The sequence below is a fragment of the Rossellomorea vietnamensis genome (genome assembly GCF_025398035.1).
GTDB lineage: Bacteria > Bacillota > Bacilli > Bacillales > Bacillaceae_B > Rossellomorea > Rossellomorea vietnamensis_B.
On the sequence record NZ_CP104558.1, the window covers coordinates 739,159 to 761,714 of the forward strand.

At 42.1% G+C, this 22,556-nt stretch carries 19 protein-coding genes, 1 riboswitch and 1 other annotated feature; of the genes, 3 read left to right on the forward strand and 16 right to left on the reverse strand.

Going from position 1 to position 22,556, the window contains the following annotated elements; all coding sequences use genetic code 11:
• Positions 1 to 40: 40 nt before the first annotated feature.
• From N5C46_RS03960 to N5C46_RS03970, 3 genes are all read right to left on the reverse strand, one after another.
• Entirely contained in the window at positions 41 to 820 is a 780-nt protein-coding gene (locus N5C46_RS03960; protein ID WP_336275527.1) for a YwaF family protein, read from the reverse strand.
• Positions 821 to 1,020: 200 nt separating this feature from the next.
• On the reverse strand, positions 1,021 to 1,815 hold the full coding sequence (locus N5C46_RS03965; RefSeq protein ID WP_261751022.1) for an alpha/beta fold hydrolase: 795 nt from the start codon (positions 1,813 to 1,815) through the stop codon (positions 1,021 to 1,023).
• Between the two features lie 255 nt (positions 1,816 to 2,070).
• Positions 2,071 to 3,072 carry a DUF3231 family protein gene (locus tag N5C46_RS03970; protein WP_261751023.1) on the reverse strand — a complete coding sequence of 334 codons (1,002 nt, stop codon included), beginning with the start codon at positions 3,070 to 3,072 and terminating at the stop codon, positions 2,071 to 2,073.
• A 198-nt stretch (positions 3,073 to 3,270) separates the two neighbouring features.
• On the opposite strand from N5C46_RS03970, the gene N5C46_RS03975 reads away from it, so the two are divergent.
• Positions 3,271 to 4,164 (forward strand): glycerophosphodiester phosphodiesterase, encoded by an 894-nt coding sequence (locus N5C46_RS03975; protein ID WP_261751024.1) that lies wholly within the window; start codon positions 3,271 to 3,273, stop codon positions 4,162 to 4,164.
• Between the two features lie 45 nt (positions 4,165 to 4,209).
• Here N5C46_RS03975 and N5C46_RS23295 read toward each other — a convergent pair whose 3' ends face one another.
• Entirely contained in the window at positions 4,210 to 4,458 is a 249-nt protein-coding gene (locus N5C46_RS23295) for a hypothetical protein (protein ID WP_420720450.1), read from the reverse strand.
• A 322-nt stretch (positions 4,459 to 4,780) separates the two neighbouring features.
• On the opposite strand from N5C46_RS23295, the gene N5C46_RS03980 reads away from it, so the two are divergent.
• Complete coding sequence (locus N5C46_RS03980; protein WP_261751025.1) at positions 4,781 to 5,455, forward strand: MBL fold metallo-hydrolase; 675 nt, start codon at positions 4,781 to 4,783, stop codon at positions 5,453 to 5,455.
• A 39-nt stretch (positions 5,456 to 5,494) separates the two neighbouring features.
• On the opposite strand, the gene N5C46_RS03985 is transcribed toward N5C46_RS03980, so the two are convergent.
• Positions 5,495 to 6,100, reverse strand: a complete 606-nt coding sequence (locus tag N5C46_RS03985; protein ID WP_261751026.1) for a YitT family protein — start codon at positions 6,098 to 6,100, stop codon at positions 5,495 to 5,497.
• Between the two features lie 125 nt (positions 6,101 to 6,225).
• Entirely contained in the window at positions 6,226 to 7,293 is a 1,068-nt protein-coding gene (locus N5C46_RS03990; protein WP_261751027.1) for a bifunctional transcriptional activator/DNA repair enzyme AdaA, read from the reverse strand.
• A gap of 190 nt (positions 7,294 to 7,483) precedes the next feature.
• Here N5C46_RS03990 and N5C46_RS03995 point away from each other — a divergent pair, with 190 nt between their 5' ends.
• Positions 7,484 to 8,401 (forward strand): hypothetical protein, encoded by a 918-nt coding sequence (locus N5C46_RS03995; RefSeq protein ID WP_261751028.1) that lies wholly within the window; start codon positions 7,484 to 7,486, stop codon positions 8,399 to 8,401.
• A gap of 71 nt (positions 8,402 to 8,472) precedes the next feature.
• Here the strand turns inward: N5C46_RS03995 and N5C46_RS04000 are convergent, their stop codons facing one another.
• From N5C46_RS04000 to N5C46_RS04045, 10 genes are all read right to left on the reverse strand, one after another.
• Entirely contained in the window at positions 8,473 to 9,078 is a 606-nt protein-coding gene (locus tag N5C46_RS04000; protein ID WP_261751029.1) for an alpha/beta hydrolase, read from the reverse strand.
• Between the two features lie 13 nt (positions 9,079 to 9,091).
• Entirely contained in the window at positions 9,092 to 10,072 is a 981-nt protein-coding gene (locus N5C46_RS04005; protein ID WP_261751030.1) for a ring-cleaving dioxygenase, read from the reverse strand.
• Positions 10,073 to 10,245: 173 nt separating this feature from the next.
• Positions 10,246 to 11,088 carry an STAS domain-containing protein gene (locus N5C46_RS04010; protein ID WP_261751031.1) on the reverse strand — a complete coding sequence of 281 codons (843 nt, stop codon included), beginning with the start codon at positions 11,086 to 11,088 and terminating at the stop codon, positions 10,246 to 10,248.
• An 833-nt stretch (positions 11,089 to 11,921) separates the two neighbouring features.
• Positions 11,922 to 15,368 (reverse strand): methionine synthase, encoded by a 3,447-nt coding sequence (metH, locus tag N5C46_RS04015; RefSeq protein ID WP_261751032.1) that lies wholly within the window; start codon positions 15,366 to 15,368, stop codon positions 11,922 to 11,924.
• Positions 15,349 to 17,199: a bifunctional homocysteine S-methyltransferase/methylenetetrahydrofolate reductase gene (locus N5C46_RS04020; RefSeq protein ID WP_261751033.1), complete on the reverse strand. Its 1,851-nt coding sequence runs from the start codon at positions 17,197 to 17,199 to the stop codon at positions 15,349 to 15,351. Before N5C46_RS04020 ends, metH begins: the two co-directional genes overlap by 20 nt.
• Positions 17,200 to 17,215: 16 nt before the next feature.
• Positions 17,216 to 18,400 (reverse strand): cystathionine beta-lyase, encoded by a 1,185-nt coding sequence (gene metC, locus N5C46_RS04025; RefSeq protein ID WP_261751034.1) that lies wholly within the window; start codon positions 18,398 to 18,400, stop codon positions 17,216 to 17,218.
• On the reverse strand, positions 18,393 to 19,517 hold the full coding sequence (locus N5C46_RS04030) for a methionine biosynthesis PLP-dependent protein (protein WP_261751035.1): 1,125 nt from the start codon (positions 19,515 to 19,517) through the stop codon (positions 18,393 to 18,395). Before N5C46_RS04030 ends, metC begins: the two co-directional genes overlap by 8 nt.
• 91 nt (positions 19,518 to 19,608) lie before the next feature.
• Positions 19,609 to 19,718: riboswitch (SAM riboswitch) on the reverse strand.
• 107 nt (positions 19,719 to 19,825) lie between these two features.
• Positions 19,826 to 20,824 carry a tryptophan--tRNA ligase gene (locus N5C46_RS04035; RefSeq protein WP_261751036.1) on the reverse strand — a complete coding sequence of 333 codons (999 nt, stop codon included), beginning with the start codon at positions 20,822 to 20,824 and terminating at the stop codon, positions 19,826 to 19,828.
• Between the two features lie 60 nt (positions 20,825 to 20,884).
• Positions 20,885 to 21,126: a binding site (T-box leader), on the reverse strand.
• 66 nt (positions 21,127 to 21,192) lie between these two features.
• A complete protein-coding gene (locus N5C46_RS04040; protein WP_261751037.1) occupies positions 21,193 to 21,819 on the reverse strand; it encodes a metal-dependent hydrolase in 627 nt (208 codons plus the stop codon).
• Between the two features lie 94 nt (positions 21,820 to 21,913).
• Positions 21,914 to 22,540 carry an NUDIX hydrolase gene (locus N5C46_RS04045; RefSeq protein ID WP_261751038.1) on the reverse strand — a complete coding sequence of 209 codons (627 nt, stop codon included), beginning with the start codon at positions 22,538 to 22,540 and terminating at the stop codon, positions 21,914 to 21,916.
• Positions 22,541 to 22,556 lie beyond the last annotated feature (16 nt).

Consider the following 22,556-nt stretch of genomic DNA (forward strand, 5'->3'; position numbering starts at 1 on the left):
TGTTAATAGACGAATGAAGACAAAGGAAAGTTTCATATATTTACCTTCCACTTTTCCGATTTTTCTCAAAAAGATAAAAAGGAACATAGAGAAGTAAAAATAATATAAGACTCACCCCTTCGAGTGAAAGGAGATACCAGGGGTACTCCCCTAAATAATCAATCGGGCTTGCGTTATATGGTTTATGCATGAGAAACATGTAATTTGCTCCGACTACTTTGTTTACTGCATACGCTATTACTGCAATTCCATTCAATGCCGCAAACGCCCTGATCAGGGACCCGAATGACAATCTGTACCCTTCTATCCAAACCATGTACAAACATGATAGAACAATCGACAAATGGGCGAGAAAGAATTGAAAGTACCGAAAATGGGGAAAGCCAAAAAATAATTCAGGGGTGATGATGGCAATAAATGCCCCTGACATACTGGAAAAAAAACTAATTTCAAAAATTCTATAATTGTTGCTGATAAGCATGATGGTACAAAGATACAAAGATAAAGAGCATAATTGAAAAGGTAAATTTATCGTTACATCCCACTGATCATTCAAACCATACCAAAACTGGAAAGACACTTCACTTAATACGAGTAAGATAACCAGCAACCACTTCAGCCAACTCTTCGCCCTACCCTTTAGACGATTCCTAAAGGTAAATAAGCCAGCCATGCATCCTACAGAAAAAATGATAGCTGCCAAATGAGACCCTGAAAACAACTCAAACGGATACTCCTCATACCTGAAATTCAAAACCTCACGAATCAAAACCTTAAATCCCCCCAACCTACACCCATCTATACTATATTCTCCCAACATGCCTCCATTTCCTTTAAAGGGACGGACCCTGATTTCACCCCTTACTTTCCTGATTTAACGCCTTTTTATACGCCATTCTTAAGGGACGGACCTTTCAACCCTATTTCACAGCATTCGGTATGTCTATTCCATCAACTCATCCTATTTCATAAAAAGGCACAAAAAATCTCCCATTTCGATTATGAAATGGGAGATGCAAATTATTGAACCTTCTGCAGAAGGACCTGTTTATGATGAATGAAATCAAGGGCCAGCCGATTAAATTCAGTCGGCCTTTCCACATTGCAAACGTGTCCGCAACCGTCAAGGAATACCTTCATAGCTGAAGGATCTCCTTTTGTATCTTCATCAAGCGAACGGACAAACAGATGATCTTCTTTTCCTGTAATGTACAGTTTCGGGATGTGTGAGGCCCTTTCCTGTACAGAGGCATAGGTCGATTTCACATATGGGGTAAGCTGATACCACCCCAGAAAATCTTTCCGTTTCATTTTCTTTGCTTCACGGATAAATAACTTCCTCGAAATTCTATGATTTCTTTTGGGCATCATGACATATGCGAATAATTTATATAACCACATGAATGGAATCATGCCTTTGATTGCATGACCCGCCTGCAACAATGTGTTTGAGAATAAAGTAAAACGAGTGATGCAACCTCCAAGAACCGCCGTTTGCACACGATCTGGAACTTGTTGCATCAGTTCATGAATTACCACTGAACCAAGAGATATCCCGATAAAGTGAGCTTGTCCTACTCCAATTTCATCCAACACTTTTACAATCTCACGAACAATTAAATTGATTGTAAATGGCTCATTATAAGTATCAACCCCTGGTGAATTTCCATGACCGGGCAAATGAACAGTCACGACGTTATAATGATTTTTAAAGGTTTCCATTTGTTTACAGAAAATACTTGAGGTCCCTCCGATTCCATGAAGGAAAACCACATACTCTTTGCCGACTCCCTGATGTACGATGTATTCTAGCATCCATTTCTCCTTATAAACAGCACAACCTACCAAAAACCTGGAATGAATCAGGAAATCGATCAAGCACCGCTTTCCTTCTATTGAATTCTCTCAAATAGGGAAACCGTATTTTGATCCAATCACATGATACTCTCAAAGCTTTTGAAGCCTTACCTTAATGTATCTTATATTCTATCCTATCCAAACGTTATTTGTCATAAAGAAACCAAAGAAATTCCGAACATTTTGTGATGAGTGAAGGGTTATCGGCAGCCATTATTTACTCAAGTCTTTTCGGTCATCCTGTTGTGGTGGCTGCTCCATCCACCCCCGCTCAACTAAAAGTTTGAGACCCGACGCCCCATATTTCATGATTTCGGTCACAAATAGCATGTAATGAACGGCTAAGTCCTTTCTCGTCGACATCGTGATGGCCTGACACAATGTCGAAAGGCCGACTGAATTGGAGGATGAAATGAAAAACAACATCAGTTTTTCCGAAAATGGCGCGATAGTCGAGGCTGTCACTTCCATTGAGACGGGATAAGTGGGAAAGGCATCATCTTTTACGAGTACGTTATTGAATGTTGTAATTTGCTTTTCACTCAGTTTCTTCCCTTTTTTTAGATACTCTTTTACTTCCTTGTCTCTCGATGTTTGGATGAACCCCTTCAATAATATGATCCCAATACAATTCCGCTCAATCACAAAGAATAATTCGCTTAGTTCCAACGCATTTAGAGGTCTTGTTTCCCCAAGCCAGTTTTCCAATAAAGAAGGCTGATGGTCAATATATTCAATGGATTTGGGATAATTTATCTTCGGCGGACGATCATAAATCCCCTTCTCCAACATCAGTTGAAGTGATCGTTTATACAGGGAGAGAGATTTCGTCAAACACTTCTCGAAAAAGTCATACACATCGGAACGGGCAACAGAGCTTACGATGGTCGTAAAGTGGCTGCTCGTGACCTGTCCTCCCCGATAAACAAAGCTGAGAGCAAATATATCCGTGTAAAGAGGCGGTGCAGACGTATCCACATCCTTTTCCGTGAAACCTGAGGGAATGGGAAACCCCTCTGAAACAAATAGCCTCTCGATTTCCCTCATGGTTGCAACATTGGTTTTCAAGCTGTCTTCAATAAGGGACAAAATCCTTTCATCTTTCAGGTACGTAAGAAAGTGAGTATAAAAACAATTCAGTGCCGAGGATTTAATGTACGTCGTCCATAAAGCGGAGATTTCTGATGTAGTCAATCTGATATCCTGTTCCTCCATCTGACGGCTCCTTTTCTTTTTGTTATAGTGTCTTCCTAATGTTGTAAATTATTCTGGCATCTTTGGACATACGCCTTTCGCCTCAGCTGTCATATTCCATACATACAATCTTCACATCTCCTTTTCATTACTCTCCACTTTCATTCACATTCATTTTATATCCTTAAAATGAGCTTAAATCAGAAGGGAGAAATTAGAATGAATACACTGGTTAAAAATATTTGTCTATCAGCAGCAATTATAGGGATTGGAGCCGGTACTGTTCAGACTGCCTCTGCACAATCAGGCCACCCTCCAATGAATGACAACAAATTTATGAACATAGCACACAGAGGGGGATCAGGTTACGCTCCTGAACACACGCTGCCATCCTATCAATTGGGTGATGAAATGGGCGGGGACTACATAGAACTTGATCTCCAAATGACGAAGGATGGCAGGTTGATTGCCATGCATGACGAAACACTTGATCGAACAACGAATGGGACCGGACTTGTTAAGGATTATACTTTGGACCAAATCAAAGAATTGGATGCGGGTTCCTGGTTCAATAGGATGTATCCAGATAGAGCTAAGTCCGAATATAACGGCCTTAAAGTACAGACTCTTGAAGAAGTCATACAACATTTCGGAAAAGACAAGCATTATTATATTGAAACAAAGTCACCTGAAGTATATCCCGGCATGGAGGAAAAATTACTTAAGATATTGGAAGACTATAATCTGACTAGACAAAACGGCCCTTCCAGCAGAGTGATCATCCAATCCTTTAGTGAAGCCAGCCTTCAAAAAGTACATGACTTGAATGCAAACATCCCTCTTGTCCAGTTAATTGATTATAAAAAGGATGCAACCATCACGGACGAGGAGCTTGACCATTATGAAGAATATGCCGTTGGTCTTGGAATGAGTTATAAAAAAATCGATGAAGCATATGTAGAAAAAGTACGTGAACATGATCTTCTTATCCATCCTTACACTGTCCTTGAAAAAGAAGATATGAAAAGATTGATTGAGTGGGGAGTGACGGGAATGTTTACGAACTATCCTGATCGATTAGAAGAAGTGTTAAAAGAAATGAAGAAGAAATAGTGATCTTCAAAGAAGAGAGCTGCCATGGTAGGCAGCTCTCTCTTTCTATCTTTGCTTATATTCATATTTAACAAATAACGGAAGAAATAGTGAAATAACAAAAGCCATAAGAACGATAAGGCCGAATGTCAAAGGTTTCGAAAGCCCTTGGGCAGGTGCGATTAATAAACCGAATACTACAGCCGGTACGATAATAAGTAGGGAAACAATGAACTTTGAAACAAAATTGATTGTATGCCTCTTTCCACATTGGCTGCACTCAATCGGTTTATAGGAACCCCAAATTGAAAACACTATCTCTTTCCACTTAAATTGATGACCACATACATTACATTTCTGCAAAACGTTGCCTCCTATATCAAACAACTACTTTTTCTCTAGTTTACCATTTTCGGCATGGGAGTAATAGATGATATTTGAGGTCCGTCCCTGGAAAAGATGGAGATGCAAGCAGGGATTTTCACATTTTATTCGAATATTGTACTATAACACTTATTGGTAAGGAGTAACTGCGTTGATACAATCTTTCAAATTAAATGTTCAAACCTTTGGTCAAAAAATGCCCGTTTATATTTTTCAAGTTGATGATGTTCTTGTAGACACGGGGCCGTATAGTATGAAAAACGAAGTTCGTACCATTTTCAAAGAGCTTCCAATCAAGCGGGTCATCCACACCCATCACCATGAAGATCATACCGGTAATAGTGCTTGGATTGAACGATTTTATTCCCTTCCTCAATGGATTCATCCTCTGGGAATCGATAAGTGCAATCATAGTACCAAACTGCCTTTCTACCGGGCCATGTTTTGGCATAACCGCCCTTCGTTTCATCCGAAGGCTCTTCAAGAGGCTACATTTGAGACCGAGCACCATACTTTTCAAATCGTCCATACTCCCGGCCATGCTGAAGATCATATTGTCCTGGTCGATGAGGAAAAAGGGATTTGCTTCTCCGGAGATTTATATTTATTTCATTCTCCCACGTCTAATTTCTCGTTCGAATCGGTACCAGAACTGATTCGTTCCATAAACAAAGTCCTGACGTATTCCTTTGAAGAGGTGTATTGTTCTCATCAAGGGTACCTTAAGCACGGTAGAAAGTTGCTGGTGAAAAAAAGGGATTACCTTCTCCGCCTCCAGGAATCTGTCACGAAAGCTCATCTGGAAGGAAAATCAGCCAAGGAAATACGGAAAAACCTCCTGCCGAAAAACAAACTGTTTCAATACATCTCTTTCTTTGAAAATTCTCCTACACATACCGTCAAATCAATCATCAAAGAAATTTCCTAAATGAAAGATCCGTCCCTCTGTGAGGGACGGACCTTTCATTTACACATTTTCGACATGTGGAATGCTCCGCCTGATATCAAACTTGTTGATGATATCCAAGATTCTTGTCGCGATGAATTGACACGCTATGGCGAATAGAATGATTTTCAGATCCACTACGATCCCTGTTAAGAGTAATACACTGCCATTTATAGCGAATAACGTCTTCCCGGGTGAGTATCCTTTCAGCTTGGAAATGATCAGGGCTAAAATGTCCATGCCCCCGGAGGATGCACCCATCCTGAATAGGACTCCGACGCCGATTCCAAAAAGGATGCTTCCAATGAGAAGATCCACAAATACAAATGAAACAGTACCCGTCATCAATGGATCTGCCGCATCCACCACCACTGAAGTGACGGTTACGCAATACATGGTCCAGAAGGCATTTCCCTTCCCAAGCCACTTTATAGCTGCTCCCAATAAACACGCGTTCATAACCCATAAGGTATCCGCAAACGGGACATGCAGTAAATAGTTTAATAGCACACTCACACTTGCTGCACCACCGGAAGGGATGAAGTGGGGAAACAAAAACACGGCCATAGCCAAACCTTGTATGGTTGATGCCAACCCTAAAATGACTGCTTTTCTCAACACACCCATATGTACATTGCTCCCAATTCTGTAAGAACTCTATTTCATAGTCTAGTAGCTCTTTCCGGAATCTGCAACACCTAATTACTCATGGAAGCATTGAATCATTTACATATGAGAGAAACTGCTGTACATCATCCTAACTGCCCCTTCTTATCTGCCACCTTCCGTTCATGCTCAATCAACCATTTTTTCCGGTTAAGACCTCCCGCATAACCTGCTAAATCACCATTTGCCCTGATCACTCTGTGACAAGGTATGATGATGGCAAGCTGGTTACATCCATTTGCCCTTGCCACTGCACGTACGGCGTCAGGTTGATCGATATTTTGGGCGACCTCGGTATATGATCTTGTTTCCCCAATTGGAATTCTTTTTAGCTCACTCCATACTTTCCTTTGGAATGGAGATCCACTCATATGGATAGGAGTGGTAAACGCTGACAAGTTTCCGTTAAAGTAAGCGTCCAGTTCCTTTTCTATCGAACGAAGTGGTTCTGATGTGCCCGGAATGATGGCTGACTTTGTTTTATGTCTCAACCTTTCCACTTCCCGTTCCAGGCCCCGTCTGTCAACAAACTCTAATAAATGAAGTTCCTTTTCATCAGAAATCCCGATCATCGGCCCGAGTCTGGTATCGATCCACGCTGTTTTTAACACAGTATTATGTTCGGAACAAGCCGGAGCTGAACCCATTATTTTTGAAAAAGCGTCTCTAAATCCACTGGCTGATTCATAACCGGTTACATGTTGAGCGTCAATGACTTTGGCACCAGATCTGATTTCTTTCATGGCCAGCCCCATCCTGCGGGCTCTCGCATATTCAACAAATGTCATACCAAATCTTTTCTTAAATTGGCGCCGGGCAGTGGATGCATCAACCGATAATTGCTGAAAATCCTTATCCTTCCAACGCTTTTCCGGATTTTCCTCAACAGCCTCCACTAACATTTTCACCACTTCCGATACACTATTCGGGTGAGATAATGGTTTACATCTCTTACAAGGACGATAAGATGAAAGCAACGCTTGCTCTGCTGTCTCAAAGAATTCACAGTTCTCAAATTTCGGTTTTCTGGCTGGACAAGAAGGTCGGCAAAACACTCCGGTTGTTTTCACTCCTACGAAAAATACACCTTCATAATCCGCTCTCTTTTCTACCAATGCCTTATAATACTCTGTTTGCAATTTATGCGAAATCAACCTCTAGTCCCCCCTGCATCCTTTTCATAATCCTATTATACATTCATCCAAATCCGATGCAGCCGAAAATCAGGCATCGATTTTTTTAAAGGGACGGACCTCTGAATATTTCACTTAATAAGCAGGGATTCCCCCTCCCAATAGATAATCTATTACTATAACCAATTATTTAATCTAAGGAGTTTTTCATATGAACCTTTCCCCCGGACAATGGAAAAAGGCAAAAGATTATGTCCAACAGAATGCCAGACCCCTTGAACAGAAGTTATTCAACTATCACTTTGAAGAAGGAAGTAAGGACGAAGCCATTCATGAGTTATCTTGCTATCAAAATGAGGATGGGGGATTCGGCCGGTCAATCGAACCTGACTTTCGCCTGGACAGTTCCTCCCCGCTTGCTACCACCATTGGGTTACAAAAAGCAAAGGAATTAAAACTCACCGCCAGTCATCCTATCGTTCAAAAGGCGATGAATTATTTACAGAACGAATACAATGAAGAAAACGAAGGATGGAATGCTGTACCCGAAAAGGTCAATTCAGTGCCTCATGCACCATGGTGGCATTTTGATCTTGAGAGAGGTCATTGCGGCGTCCAAACGACTTGGGCAAATCCAAACGCGGAAATCGTAGGGTATTTCCATCGGTTTCAACCGGATCATCCCCGTCTTAAAGAATGGACGGAAAAGGCGATCATTGAACTTACTGGATTAGTCGAGCCAATCGACATGCATGATTTCCTCTGTTACGAGAAGTTATTAAATGAAGTGGAGGGGAAAAACAAATCCACTCTATTCAACATCCTCTCGACGAATGTGCGTAAAACGGTTTGCACGGATCCGGAGAGGTGGAATGAATATGTAGCAAAACCGCTTCAGGTAGCCAGTGAACCTTCATCACCCTTTTATGAGATATTGGAGGATGTTGTACAGATACAATTGGGGAAGGAGTTAGAATCGCAACATCATGACGGGTTCTGGCAGCCCACTTGGTCATGGTTCGGGCACTACGAAGAAACATGGCCTGATGCGGAAACGGAATGGAGGGGAATTTTGACCTTGGAAATGTTAAAAGTCTTCAAAGCGCATCATATGCTTGTGACGATTTGAAAGATAAGATTCGTCTATTGTATTCCACAAAAAAACTCCGAAAGACAACTGTCTTCCGGAGTTTTTCACCATCACATAAAATTCTTTTCGAACCATTTCTTCGCTTCATCCACCTCTTCCCGACGAAGCTCATGACCTCCATCTGTCCAGAACTCCGTAACGGAAGAATGGGCTTTTTTCAAGTTTTCAACCAGTTCCTTTGTTTCATTCATGGGAATGAGGGGATCCCGCTTACCGGCGCCAATAAAGACCGGGACACCAGATAAATCCGGCAGTTCGATCCCGCGTCTTGGTACCATGGCATGAAACAAAATTCCGGCTTTCAATGATTCTTTTATATGGTACATCATGCTTGCTGCTATATTTGCTCCATTGGAATAGCCCAAGGCTACCACATTTCCACGGTCAAATTCATAGTCATTCGCGCTTTCATCAATGAATTGCTTCAATTCATTGGTACGGAATACTAAATCCTCTTCATCAAAGACCCCTTCACGTAAGCGGGCAAAAAAACGGGCCATTCCATTCTCATCCACGTTCCCTTTCACACTTAAAACGGAGGCTTCCGGTGCAATCATTTCGGCAAGGGGAAGTAAATCACGTTCATCTCCCCCTGTACCATGCAACAATAAAAGTGTAGGGAGTTCATTGTTTCCTTGCTTAAAGATATGTTTCAAGAAATTGTCCTCCTTATTCTTTCGTATCCAATGGTTTTAACTTCGCTTCAATCGATTCTCTTTGGGCTTCGAAATATGGTGGAAGTGATAAATTTTGTCCTAATGTATCAAAGTCCTCATCCGTTTCAAAGCCTGGACCATCTGTTGCAAGTTCGAATAGAATACCATTTGGTTCACGGAAATAGAGGGAACGGAAATAGTAGCGCTCCACAAACCCTGAGTTCGGCAGGCGGTTTTCTGTAATCCAGTTTACCCATTTTTGCAACTCAGTTTCATCTTCAACCCGGAATGCTACGTGGTGGACGCTTCCTCTTCCCGGTCTTTCCACGGGAAGATCATTTCGTTCTTCAAGATACACTTCTCCACCTGTTCCGCCTTCTCCTGTTTCAAATACCCGGATGTCTGCCTGGCCTTCTATGTCTGATGGAAAGCTTCCAGTTTCTTCAAAGCCCAGAACATCTTTGAGTACAGCTGCTGTGCTTTCCCCACGGGCGACGGTTAATGTGATAGGACCTAAACCGACAACCCCATGTTCAACTGGAACCGGACTCTTATCCCATGGCTTCCCGCCTGGTACTCCTTCATTAGTTTCATCAGATACAAGCATGAGCCGCTGACCTTCGAAATCACGGAAACGTAACGTAGATCGCCCGGTGTGATGGGATATATCATCATGATCGACACCGAGCTCTTCAAAGCGCTGTTTCCAATAAGACAGTGAGTCATCCGTCTTTACCCTTAGTGCCGTCAATGAAATACTGTTCGTTCCCTTATATGTGTTTCCTGCATGTGGAATCTCAAAGAATGTAAGGTCCGTCCCTGGATTCCCTCTTTCATCTGCATAAAACAGGTGATATACAGAGGTGTCATCTTGATTGATGGATTTTTTCACTAATCTTAATCCCAGTGTTTTTGTATAAAATTCATAGTTTTTCTTTGCATTTGCTGTTATGGCAGAAACATGATGCTGCCCTTTTAATGGTTTTAGGTTCAATTTTTTCACTCCTCAAGAGATAGTATTACCTTATAGTTCTATCATACACGATAATTATCTTTAATTCAAGATATTTTATTTCAGAGTTTCTATCACTTCATACAAAGAAAAGAAGCGCATTGAATATAAAAAAACATCCATACAAGATGTAAGGATGCTTTTTATCTGCTTGATTATATTTCATTGTTTTTGATTGTTAATGCTTGTGACAATGTTGAGGTAATGGTGAGGTGTTCGAAATTCAATCCAAGTTGAACGGCCGTTTGAGCGATTTCAGGTCGCAGTCCTGAAAGAATTGGTTTCACACCAATTAATTGAAGTGCGTCGATCAGCTGAAATATCTGATGAGCTACCATCGTATCAATTAATACGACACCGGATAAATCGATGAACAGTTGGGAAACTTCCATATCAACACATTGCTCCAAGGCATTTTCTAAAATCAGTTCCGCCCTCGAAGGATCGATGTTTCCTACAAGAGGCAATAGCGCCGTTTCTGCATTCAGGGAAATGACCGGTGAGCTTAGTTCATTTATGATTTCCTGCTGATTCTGGAGCTGCTGCTCCACAACTTCAGACTGTAACTCCACAAAACGCAACATGACCCGATCGAATGCTTCAATGATCACCTTGCTCCATAGATTGAATTGATTAAATATACCATCATCTGAATGAGAATCTGCAAATTCTTTTATAAAATCCAAGTATTGATTTCTCACCCTCATGAATTCCTTGAGGATATGATGGGTAGGTGTATTTAAATGTTCCTTATCGTTGGCCAGGTTTAAGACCCATTCATCAATATTCTTACTAAATGTTTCTCTATCTTCCGCAAACACGTTACAGAGAACGCCGTGAAAATCAAAATTTTGCTTTTTTAATTTTTCAATCACTTTCGGATCAGTGGAAGAATAAACCCCACTGGTTGCACTTTTGTCCAGCGATTCATACCATTCATCTGTCAATTGACGAGCCTTGCTCAATAAAAATGTATGTACTTCTTTGTTTCTATGCATGTATGATTCCTCCTATAATATCCATCAAAATGTTCCGTTTCCTCTTCCCCTTCTGACGTTATGAGTAGTCGGGAAATCATACTCTTTTCAAGTAGAATGTTCAAAACTATCTTATATCTCCTTCTATTATATAACACATTCATGCATCAATGTCATTCAGAGGCCACCATAGGAATAAATACAATGTGAAAAGGCAAGGAAAAAAGCGTCTCATTTTACTGAAAAAATAAAGTAAGAATAATAAGCATTTTCAAATAATATTACATTATTTTGTAAATACCCTCTACAATTCACAATATAAAGTGTATAATGGGGGTATTACCAGAGAAACAGACAGCAAGGGTATGTCTCGATATACTATTTTGATGTATAGGGATCTCCTATTAGAAACCAACCTCTAATCTTAATATGATGTCGTATTCTTACTACTTAGTCATATGTCAAAATAGTTGGGAGCTGATGAGAGAATGAGTAACAATCTGACAAGAAAGTGTATCGAAACGCTTGCTATCCAAAGTGCCTATCATTTTTGCGAGACTATCGGTCTCAAACCGAGTTTACTTAATTTGACGATGATCACAGGATTTTCTGAAGAAAAGATTCTTGAAATACTTGAAACAAAGTTTAGTAATCAAAGTGTAAAAACAGAAGATCACTCTTTCTAACTCTGTGTTTCCCCTTTATTACTCTACAAGCCGATTTCCCTTCATCTCTAACATTACGTTCTGCCATTTCCAACATATCCATAAATAGCAGTTAACTTTCAGGAATGACCATAAACAGAAAGAAAAAGGCAACTCCATTTTTTGGGAGTTGCCTTTTTGATAGGATAATCATAATACATTGAAATATCTTGCTTCCGGATGGGCGAAGACCATGGCCGTTACCGATGCTTCAGGTTCCATCATGCATCCGTCTGTTAGTTGGATCCCAATTTTTTCAGGTTCGAGAAGCTTAAACAGCTTCTTCTGATCCTCAAGCTCTGGACACGCGGGATACCCAAATGAAAAACGTTGACCTTGATAATGGGTACGGAAACGATCCTGCATCGTAAAGTCTACGGGATCAGGGAAACCCCATCTGCTTCTCATCATTTCATGAACCCTTTCAGCCAATCCTTCTGCTGTTTCCAAGGCAAGGGCCTGCAATGCATGACTTTCCAGGAACCTCCCTTCTTCTTTCAACTCCTTAGCCCACTGCCTGATTTTCACCCCGGCCGTTACGGCGAAGAATCCGACATAATCCATTTCTCCACTTTCAACCGATTTCAAGTAATCCGCTAAACACAGATGCTGATTCCCTGATTGCCTCGGAAAATGAAATCGTTCCATTTCCATTGAAGAATCTTCCGGGTGATAAATGATAACATCATCACCATCGGACTGAGCAGGAAAGAATTGATATCGTGCAGATGCATGGATCATTCCTTGCCTTTTTGCTTTTTGGAACAACTCATCCGTCACGGCTTTAAGGCTGATCGTTCGTTCGTCCCCTTCTTCCAGCAATCTTGTAATTTTCCCTTTAATGCCCAAGTGGTGACCAAGAAGCATTTGCTGATTGATATAGGGATGGATCTGATCCAATGAAAATTCCTTTATCGTATGAGGTATCAAGTCTGATGGAACATGAACCTTAACTTCCTTAGATACGGTAGAACGTGTTATCACTGCAATGGATGATGCGGCCCGACTTGACGGTTCTTCATGTACTGAGAGTAGGCTTTGTTTCTCACGGCTTTCCTCTTCCAGTTGCAGTCTTGTTTCTTCATGTTGAATTCCATTCATGATACTCAATCCATCCATTGCATCCTTGGCATAAAGGACCAGCCCTTCGTATTCCTTCCCGATTTTGTTTGTAGTGAACTTTCGGGTGAGTGCTGCTCCCCCGACGACCAGAGGGACTGAAATATCGGACTGCTTTAAATCTTGAGCCGTGATGACCATTTGTTGTGCAGACTTTACCAGGAGACCTGACAAACCTACGATGTCGGGCTTTTCTTCCCTAATGACTTGAATCAGTTCCTGCGGAGTTACTTTAATACCTAGATCAATCACTTCATACCCATTATTGCTGAGGATGATATCCACAAGATTTTTACCGATATCATGCACATCCCCCTTAACCGTAGCCAAAATCACTTTGCCCTTGGAAGAGGAACTTTCCGTTTGTTCCATATATGGTTCCAGATGAGCGACGGACGCTTTCATGACCTCGGCACTCTGTAACACCTCCGCAACAATCAGCTGATTATCATTAAATAATCTTCCAACTTCACTCATTCCGTCCATAAGCGGGCCATTGATGATATCAAGGGGAGCCTCATATTGTTCCAAAGCCATGTTTAAATCAGCTATCAACCCCTCTTTCGTGCCTTCCACTACATAATGAGCCAAACGTTCTTCTAAGGTCATTGTGTTTACTGGAGCCTTTACTTCTTTCTTTTTCCCCCTATAAAATGCTGTAAATTCAGCAAGGGATTCATCCGTCGTTTCAAATAAAAGCTTTTCAGCCATTCGGACTTCTTCCGGGGGAATAGAGGCAAAGCGCTCTAACTTTTCCGTGTTGACTATGGCATAGTCGAGTCCAGCCTTTGTACAGTGATAAAGATACACAGCATTGAGGACTTCCCTTCCCACAGGGGGAAGCCCGAATGAAACATTGCTGACGCCAAGTATATGAGGGCAATCAGGCAAGGCTTCTTTAATCTTCTTGATCCCTTCCACCGTACTATTGGCTGATCCTATATATTGCTGATCCCCCGTACCGACCGGGAATACGAGAGGGTCAAAGATGATATCTTCAGAAGCAATCCCATATTTCTCGGTTAACAATCTATGGGAACGAAGAGCAATGTCCACCTTTCGCTCCACTGACACCCCCATTCCCTTCTCATCGATCGTCCCGACCACCACTGCCGCTCCGTAGGCTTTCATCAATTTAGCGACCTTTGCAAATCTTTCTTCTCCGTCTTCCAGGTTAATTGAATTAATGATCACTTTTCCTTGAGAAAATTTCAACGCGGCCTCAAGCACCTTCTCATCCGTTGAATCGATGACAAGTGGGACCTTAACTTTCTTCACCACTTCCTGGATAAAAACATTCATGTCCTCTACTTCTTCCCGGTCTGGGTCGGCAAGGCAGATATCGATTACCTGGGCACCGTTTTTCACCTGCGCCCTTGCAATCTCAGAAGCTTCTTCTATCTTATTCTCTGCAATCAATCGTTTGAATTTACGTGAACCGATGACATTCGTCCGTTCTCCGACCAGAATCGGTCTTCTGTCTTCATCCTCATAGATGAAGGCTTCAATTCCCGACACCGCATGGGGATGAGACACATTGGGTTTTCGTGGCGGGAATCCCTTCACCACCTCTGAAAGGGCACGTATATGCTCCGGTGTCGTCCCGCAGCACCCTCCTACAAGATTCAGCCACCCTTTCTCAGCGAAACCTTTCATCTTTACACTCAGGGAATCCGCTGTCTCATTGTAGTTCCCTTCTTCATCCGGGAGACCGGCATTCGGATAACAGCTTACATAGGTAGTGGCCAAATCCGATAACGAACGGACGTGGTCACGCATGAATTCAGGTCCCGTTGCACAGTTAAGGCCAACGACCAAAGGGTTTAAATGTTCAAGGGATAAATAGAAAGATTCGATTGTTTGCCCGGCCAGTGTAGTGCCCATAGGCTCAATGGTTCCGGATAACAGAATTGGGATTTCTTTCCTTCTGGATTCAAAAGCCGTTCGAATGCCGATGTTCGCTGCTTTTACATTTAAAGCATCTTGACTCGTTTCAAGTAATAGCACATCAACTCCGCCATCGAGAAGGCCTTCTGCCTGGACACGGTAGTTATCTGCCATTTCATCAAAGCTCACTCCACCTGTCACGGATAACGTTTTCGTAGTAGGACCAAGCGATCCAGCAACGAACCTTGGCCATTCGGAAGTCGAGACATCTTCTACTGCTTTCCTGGCGATTTCAGCTGCTACTTTGTTAATTTCATATGCTTTATAACCTAAATCATATTCGTCCAGTACGATGGGGGTTGCACCAAAGGTATTTGTTTCAATCACATCAGCCCCCGCTTTCAAATATTCCAGATGGATCTGATAGATGACCTCCGGCGCTGTCAATACAAGATTTTCATTACATCCTTCAAGTTCTTCCCCTCCGAAATCCTCCGGGGATAAATTTGCTTGTTGAAGCATCGTCCCCATTGCTCCATCAAGTACGAGTATTTTCTTTCTAAGCTGCTCTTCAAACAATGTGATGGCCATAGGGAACCTCTCTTTCCGTGTTGGTTTTCTCTTGTATATGATGAATCAGTTCAACGCTCATATCATATCTTACAAAAGGTGTAATCAGATAAATGCCATTAAACAGCTGGATTGCCGTATCCAGCAAGTCTTTGGCTATCTCCATCCCGACTGCCCGAGCTTTGACGGGATCATTCCCTGCTTCCTTCATTCTTTGTCTAGTTTCTTCCGGCACATTGATTCCTGGTACTTCATGGTGAAGAAATTCTGCGTTTCTTGAACTGATCAACGGCATGATACCGATGAAGATCGGAACATCCAGATGCTTCGTCGCTTCATACACTTGGATCAGTTGTTCTTTCCCAAAGATCGGTTGAGAAATAAAATAGTCAGCTCCGGCTTTCTTTTTCTTTTCAAGCCTTTTCACAGAGGCGTCTAAATGACGGAAGTTCGGATTAAAGGCTGCCCCAACTGAAAATTGAGTCCGCTCCCGAAGTGATTTGCCGGAAAACGATATTCCCTCATTATTCTGTTTAATAAGTTCAATTAGTTCCAAGGAAGAAAGGTCATATACGGATGCAGCACCGGGAAAATCACCGATTTTGGCAGGATCACCCGTTATTGCTAATAAGTTGTGTATCCCTAATGTGTGCAAGCCCATTAAATGGGATTGAAGTCCGATCAGGTTTCGATCCCGGCAAGTGATGTGAACGAGAGGTGTAAGGTCGTATTTCGACTTTACCAGACTCCCGATTGCGTCATTACTAATCCTTGGTGATGCCAGCGGATTGTCGGCAAGGGTAAGTGCGTCGATGCCGGCTTCCTTAAGTGCTGACGCTCCCTGGAAGAACAATTTCGTGTCGAGATGCTTCGGTGGATCTAGTTCAACGATGACCGTTTTCTTTTCTCTTACTTGCTCATGCAGCAAGCTTCCACTGATGGATGGTGAAGACAACTGAACTACTTTTTTCTTTTTCACCTTTTTTTCCTTCACAGGCTCCCGGCTTTTCAATCTTGAAGCTACAGAACGAATGTGATCGGGTGTGGTTCCACAACACCCCCCAATGATTCTCGCACCCTGGAGCCTCAATTCATTGCTGATATCCCCAAAGTAATCAGGCTCAGCAGAGTAATAGAATCGACCTTCTTCATAGTTTGGGAGACTCGCGTTAGGATAGACGGATAGAAATGCCCTTTTCGGCAGGGGAACTTCCTCTAATGAATTCACCATGTGAAATGGTCCCATCCGGCAATTGATTCCGACAACATCCGCCCCCAATAATTCCAATTGTTGAAGAGCATCTTTGATTTCCATTCCATTTTGAAGGACTCCTGTTTCATGAAGGGAAACCTGAGCAATGACGGGAATATCCGCTTCACGTTTGGCAATGTTCAGCACGGTGGTCAATTCCTCGAAATCATAATAGGTTTCCAGCAGAATGCCATCAACACCCTCTAATAATAAACAGTAAAGCTGTTCCCGAAAGCTTCTTTTGATCTCTTCGACTGACACATTTTGTCTAATGCCCCTGATTCCTCCGATGGTGCCGAGAATATAAGTGTTTTTAGCGGCTGCCTTTCTTGCGAGACGCACAGCGGCTGTATTGATTTCCTTAACCGAATCCTCTAGTCCATATCTCGAAAGCTTTTGATAATTGGCCCCGTACGTATTGGTCTGTATGATATCGGCTCCTGCATCGATATACTCTTTATGCACTTTCAACACTTCATTTGGGTGAGAAAGATTCAGTTCTTCAAAGCATCTGTCCACTCCATATGAATACAACAATGTTCCGATCGCTCCATCTGCAATCAAGATTCTCTCTTTCAATGCTTCCAGCAATGGCTTCATGATCCTTCCTCCCCCTTCACAAATTGATCACGTTGCTTCGATTGATTTGTTGTATACTGTCTAAACCTTTTTGAAGATCCTTAATTAATTCATCCGCGTTTTCAAGACCAACGGATAATCGCAATAACCCATCTGTAATTCCTCTTCTCTCTCTTTCAGCCTTAGGCATGGAAGCATGTGACATTCTTGATGGATAGGATAGAATCGATTCGACCGCTCCTAAACTGACGGCGAATACGGGAATGTTTACATGTTTGATGAGTTGCTTCACTTCCTCTTCCCCTTTTAATCGGAAGGAAAGTACCGCTCCTGGACCCTCTGCCTGCCGGACTTGAATTTCACGACCGGGATGATAGCTCAATCCCGGGTAATACACTTCTTCTACTTCCTTTCTGCCTTCTAGGAAGCTTGCAATCTTATAAGCCGACTCCGATGATTCCTTCAATCGGACATGCAATGTTTTCAGCCCCCTTAAGAGCAGCCAGCAATCCTGTACCCCAAGTACTGCCCCAAACGAATTCTGCAGGAAAGCAAGTTTCCCGGCAATCTCTTCATCTCCCGTTACCGCAAGCCCTGCCAAGACGTCACTATGTCCGGCAAGAAACTTCGTCGCACTGTGCAGGACAACATCCACACCGAGACTGATTGGCCTTTGCAGCAATGGCGTCATGAATGTATTATCCAGAAATGTTAAGCAGTCATTTGCCTTGGCAAGCTTCACGACCCCTTCAATATCGGTGATATTCAATAAGGGGTTTGACGGGGTTTCCATATAAATCACCTTCGTATTGTGCTTAATTGCACAAGCCACCTCATGAAGATCTTTCATATTCACAAAGGAGTATTCTATATCAAATTTAGTAAGGACTTCCGTGATCATCCTGTAGGTCCCCCCATATACTTCCTCCGAGACGAGTACGTGATCCCCACTCGACAATAATAGAAAGCTTGTTGAGATGGCAGCCATACCGGATGAAAAGGCAAAACCCCTTACCCCGCGTTCTAATTCCGCTATCGTTTCTTCGACTGTTTCCCTTGTTGGATTCCCCGAACGGCTGTAGTCATACGTACCATACTGATCAAAATCCTGTTGATGAAAGGTTGTAGCATGATGAATCGGCGTAGAAACAGCTCCTGTCTCTTTATCAAATCCGCGGGAATGGATGAGTGACGTCTGAAGTGAAAATGGTTTTTTACTCATACGTTAACACCTCTTTTTCCAATTGTTGAAAAACATTCTCCAAGTCTTCGATCAGGTCGTCGATAAATTCTATTCCTACAGAAAACCTGAGCAATCTGTTACAGATGCCAAGTCTATTTCGTTCTTCTTCAGGAATGTCGGCATGGGTCTGGGTGGCAGGATAGGTGATAAAGCTTTCAACCCCTCCTAAACTTTCAGCAAATGTTATAACCTTCAGATGTTGGAGGAATGGGCCGACCCATTCTTCCTTGGCAATGCGAAAGGATAGCATGCCTCCTTTCCCCGGATATAAGACGTCTGCTACACAGTCATGCCTTTTAAGATACTGGGCTAATTTTCGTGCATTTTTTTCATGCTGGGCCATTCTGAGACTAAGGGTCTTCATCCCTCTTATTAAAAGCCAACAATCAAATGGGGCAAGGACTGCGCCGATTGAATTTTGAATGGTATAGATCCTTTCAGCCAAGTCCTCTGTGTTGACAACCACAACTCCAGCCAGAACGTCATTATGGCCTCCTAAGTATTTGGTAGCGCTATGGATAACCAAGTCCGCTCCCTCTTTAATCGGTTTTTGCAGAATGGGTGTATAAAAGGTATTATCGACGATCAAGAGCAATCCATTCCTCTTTGAAATGGCAGCAACCTCAGAGATACATGCTTCATTCATTAATGGATTGGTTGGTGTTTCAAGAAAAATAGCCTTCGTCCTCTTCGATATGTGTTCTTCTATAGAATGAGTATCACTTGTATCAACAAAATGAAATTTGATATTATATTGGGCTTCATACTGAACAAATAAGCGGTAGCTTCCTCCGTAAAGATCCTTCGATACAATCAATTCATCCCCATATGAGAATAAACCAAGGATTGCTTGAATGGCAGCCATTCCCGAACTGAATGCAAATCCTCTATGCCCTTCTTCCAATTGAGCCAATGTTTCTTCAAGGGTCGCCCTGGTTGGATTACCAGTTCTCGTATAATCATATCCGGTTGATTCACCGATCCCTTTATGTTCATATGCTGTCGATAGATGAATGGGCAGGCTTACGGCACCAGTCGCTGAATCCTTCCGATTGCCTGCCTGGACAAGCAATGTATCAATATGTTTTTTCAACATCCTTCTCTCCTTTTCGTCCCTAGAAAATGAAAAGGGGAAGAAACAAAAAACCTTCTTATGAAAATAAGAAGGTTTTATACGTTCGTTCTCCCTCTTATCGTCCAAGTTGACATCAACTTGCTGGAATTAGCACCATACCTGTTACTGCGGCTGGTTGCTGAGGTGTCTTCGGGCCAGTCCCTCTACCTCTCTTGATAAGAAACAATATGAAATTGTTAAAATGCTTTCTCATAACTTATAACAAAGACATAGAAATGTCAATGACAATTATGAATTATCTGAAAAACATCATGATCATTTTTTCTTTTTCAATGATACAATCCTATTTTCCTTTTAATCTCTTTCATGAATGGGATTGTTTTTTTTCGTGCTTTTGTGGCTCCATTCAGTAAGATGGCATCCAGTCTATCCCAATTGTTCAATAGGTCTTCATATTCCGACCTTGGTACTTCGATGAATGAATTCATTACGTCGAAAAGTTCTTTCTTCGCTTCCCCCCAGCCTATTCCTTGTTGAAATCTCCTTCTCATTTTTTCCGATTGATCAGTGGTTGCAAATTCTTTGTAAAGACCAAAAATGATTGAATCGTCAGGATCCTTAGGTTCTTCAGGAAGTGAAGAATCCGTTTTGATTTTATTGATCAATTTTTGAAGCTTTTTTGGTTCTTCAAATAAAGGAATGGTGTTATTATAACTTTTACTCATCTTGCGGCCGTCCAGTCCAGGTAGAACGGCCGTTTCTTCCTGGATGACGTATTCAGGGATGACAAATGTTTCTCCATATTGATTGTTAAAGCTTTCAGCTATGTCTCTGGCAATTTCCACATGCTGTATTTGATCTTTTCCGACAGGGACCAACTCGGTTTGAAAAAGGAGGATATCCGCAGCCATTAAAATGGGATACGTAAATAATCCCATATTGACTCCAGCATCAACATTTCTCCCGCTTTCTTTATTTTCTTCAACCATTGATTTATATGCGTGAGACCGGTTTAATAATCCTTTTGGTGCAAAACAAGAAAGAATCCAGCTCAGCTCAAAGATTTCAGGCACATCAGATTGACGGTAAAAAATCGCTGAATCAGGATTCAACCCTAACGCTAACCACGCTGCCGCCACCCCATAAGAAAGTTCCTTCATTTCAATGGGATCATGGATTTTTGTTAAACCATGATAATCCGCAACAAAATAAGCGGTGTTATATGATTGGTTCTCCGCCAATCCCAAAGCCGGTTTAATCGCACCAATATAATTCCCCAAATGTATACGGCCAGTTGGCTTGATACCAGTCAGAACTTGTTTTTTCATCCCCATCATACCCTCCGTTGAAAAATAATCAGAAAACACAAAAAGGGCTTCCCGTCCTCTAAAAAGGACGGGAAACCCGTGGTGCCACCTTCATTCGTTTACACTTCAGTAAACGCACTCATCTGTACAGAAATCACGTTCTATACATCGTCCCTTTTATCGGTGAGACCTTCCGCCAAAACCTACTTTATTTCAGCCTGGATGCTCAAAAGCCCATTCAACGATTTCCCATACTGATTCTCACCATCCATCAGCTCTCTTAAATGTTTCGATCGTCTACTCTTCTTCTTCATTGCATTTAACCATTTATTGTGTTCCCATTATTTTAATGGATAGGTAAATAATGGTCAAGTGGGTATAAACACATTTTAGATTTCTTTTGACGAAAGAGGAAGGAAGAGCTTAATACCTCTCTTATTAAAAGGGAGAAACTTCATATCCGCGATCAAATGACTCGCATATCCGATGACACATGCTTCAAATACTCCATCAATCAGGATAGAAGTCTCGAGATAACGAGCGATGATAGCATAGTATATTAACCCCATTACAGAGTGGGTATAACTGCGATGTGACACGAAGGAAGCAATAAATATATAGATGCCCAGTAACCATAACCATATTTCATTTAATTGCCATCCACATGCCGTCACACCTATGCCGGTAATCATCAGCATTCTTCTCTGGGTGATGAAGCTTGTGAGTAACATCATTCCTCCCCCATAGCCAATCCCAAGCCACCGTTCTTTCCCACTGCCTTCAAGATAGCTGTACACCATCATGAGAAAGCCGATGATTTGCGCCACCGACCTGATCATTTTGGGGGAGAAAGTAACTTTGTTACTAAGCTTTCCATCAATATCCAAATCAGGTATGAGTCCGGATATCCCGCCGATTGCTACAAGTGCGGCTGTCGCACCCGGGCCGGATCCAAATGAGTTCGCCACGATAAAACCTGTTGCTGCTCCAATTGCCATGTGCGCTGTGCCGTTCAATGTTTCTCCTACTCTCTTTCACAGTATGTATGTACCAAATATTCATGATAGCCTTCATCATCCATTCCCGCTATGGGAAAGAGGAATTACTTTCTTACATTTTCTGTTCTATTCGATCGATGATTTCGATAAGGTAGGGCCTTTCATGAGGGACGAAATGATGATAACCGGCCTTTTTGCTGATATCGTTCTTCACCCCATCTTTAGTGACAACAAATCCTTCCAGTTCGATTTCTGCTTTATCATGTTGAATAAGCGATTTGAAATCGGACAGGCTTGAACGTAAAATACCTGAAACTTCCTCCGTCTGAAGCTGAAATTCCTCGTATGAGACCGGCTTGGTATAGAGGAATACATTGGTATGCTCCCTGTCTATCATATTTTCTTGAATGAGTTCCCCTTTTACCACCCCCAGATCCTCCAATTCCTCAAATTTGACCTTGATTCCCAACTCTTCATGGACTTCCCTCACACCGTCTTCAATCTTCTCATCGGACAAAATATGTCCGGCGGCCGTAATATCCAAAAGACCGGGAAAATCCTTCTTATCGTCACTTCTTAGCTGAAAATAGATGAAAGTTTCCTTCAAATCCTCGTCATAATGAACAAACCAGCAGTGAAAGGTCTCATGCCAGTAACCCTTCGCGTGCACCTCCGAACGGCTCGTGACCCCTAACCTATCTCCATTCTCATTAAAAATGGCCAGTTTTTCCTCCTCCACTCGATCACTCCTCTCT

Coding starts and splice junctions, on each gene's coding strand:
- N5C46_RS04030 (WP_261751035.1), bottom strand. CDS start 19,517: ATGTTGAAAAAACATATTGATACATTGCTTGTCCAGGCAGGCAATCGG.
- N5C46_RS03975 (WP_261751024.1), top strand. CDS start 3,271: ATGAATACACTGGTTAAAAATATTTGTCTATCAGCAGCAATTATAGGG.
- N5C46_RS03970 (WP_261751023.1), bottom strand. CDS start 3,072: ATGGAGGAACAGGATATCAGATTGACTACATCAGAAATCTCCGCTTTA.
- N5C46_RS03960 (WP_336275527.1), bottom strand. CDS start 820: ATGTTGGGAGAATATAGTATAGATGGGTGTAGGTTGGGGGGATTTAAG.
- N5C46_RS04035 (WP_261751036.1), bottom strand. CDS start 20,824: ATGAAAAAACAAGTTCTGACTGGTATCAAGCCAACTGGCCGTATACAT.
- N5C46_RS03980 (WP_261751025.1), top strand. CDS start 4,781: ATGAAAAACGAAGTTCGTACCATTTTCAAAGAGCTTCCAATCAAGCGG.
- N5C46_RS04010 (WP_261751031.1), bottom strand. CDS start 11,088: ATGCATAGAAACAAAGAAGTACATACATTTTTATTGAGCAAGGCTCGT.
- N5C46_RS03965 (WP_261751022.1), bottom strand. CDS start 1,815: ATGCTAGAATACATCGTACATCAGGGAGTCGGCAAAGAGTATGTGGTT.
- metH (WP_261751032.1), bottom strand. CDS start 15,368: ATGGCCATCACATTGTTTGAAGAGCAGCTTAGAAAGAAAATACTCGTA.
- N5C46_RS03985 (WP_261751026.1), bottom strand. CDS start 6,100: ATGGGTGTGTTGAGAAAAGCAGTCATTTTAGGGTTGGCATCAACCATA.
- metC (WP_261751034.1), bottom strand. CDS start 18,400: ATGAGTAAAAAACCATTTTCACTTCAGACGTCACTCATCCATTCCCGC.
- N5C46_RS03995 (WP_261751028.1), top strand. CDS start 7,484: ATGAACCTTTCCCCCGGACAATGGAAAAAGGCAAAAGATTATGTCCAA.
- N5C46_RS04020 (WP_261751033.1), bottom strand. CDS start 17,199: ATGAAGCCATTGCTGGAAGCATTGAAAGAGAGAATCTTGATTGCAGAT.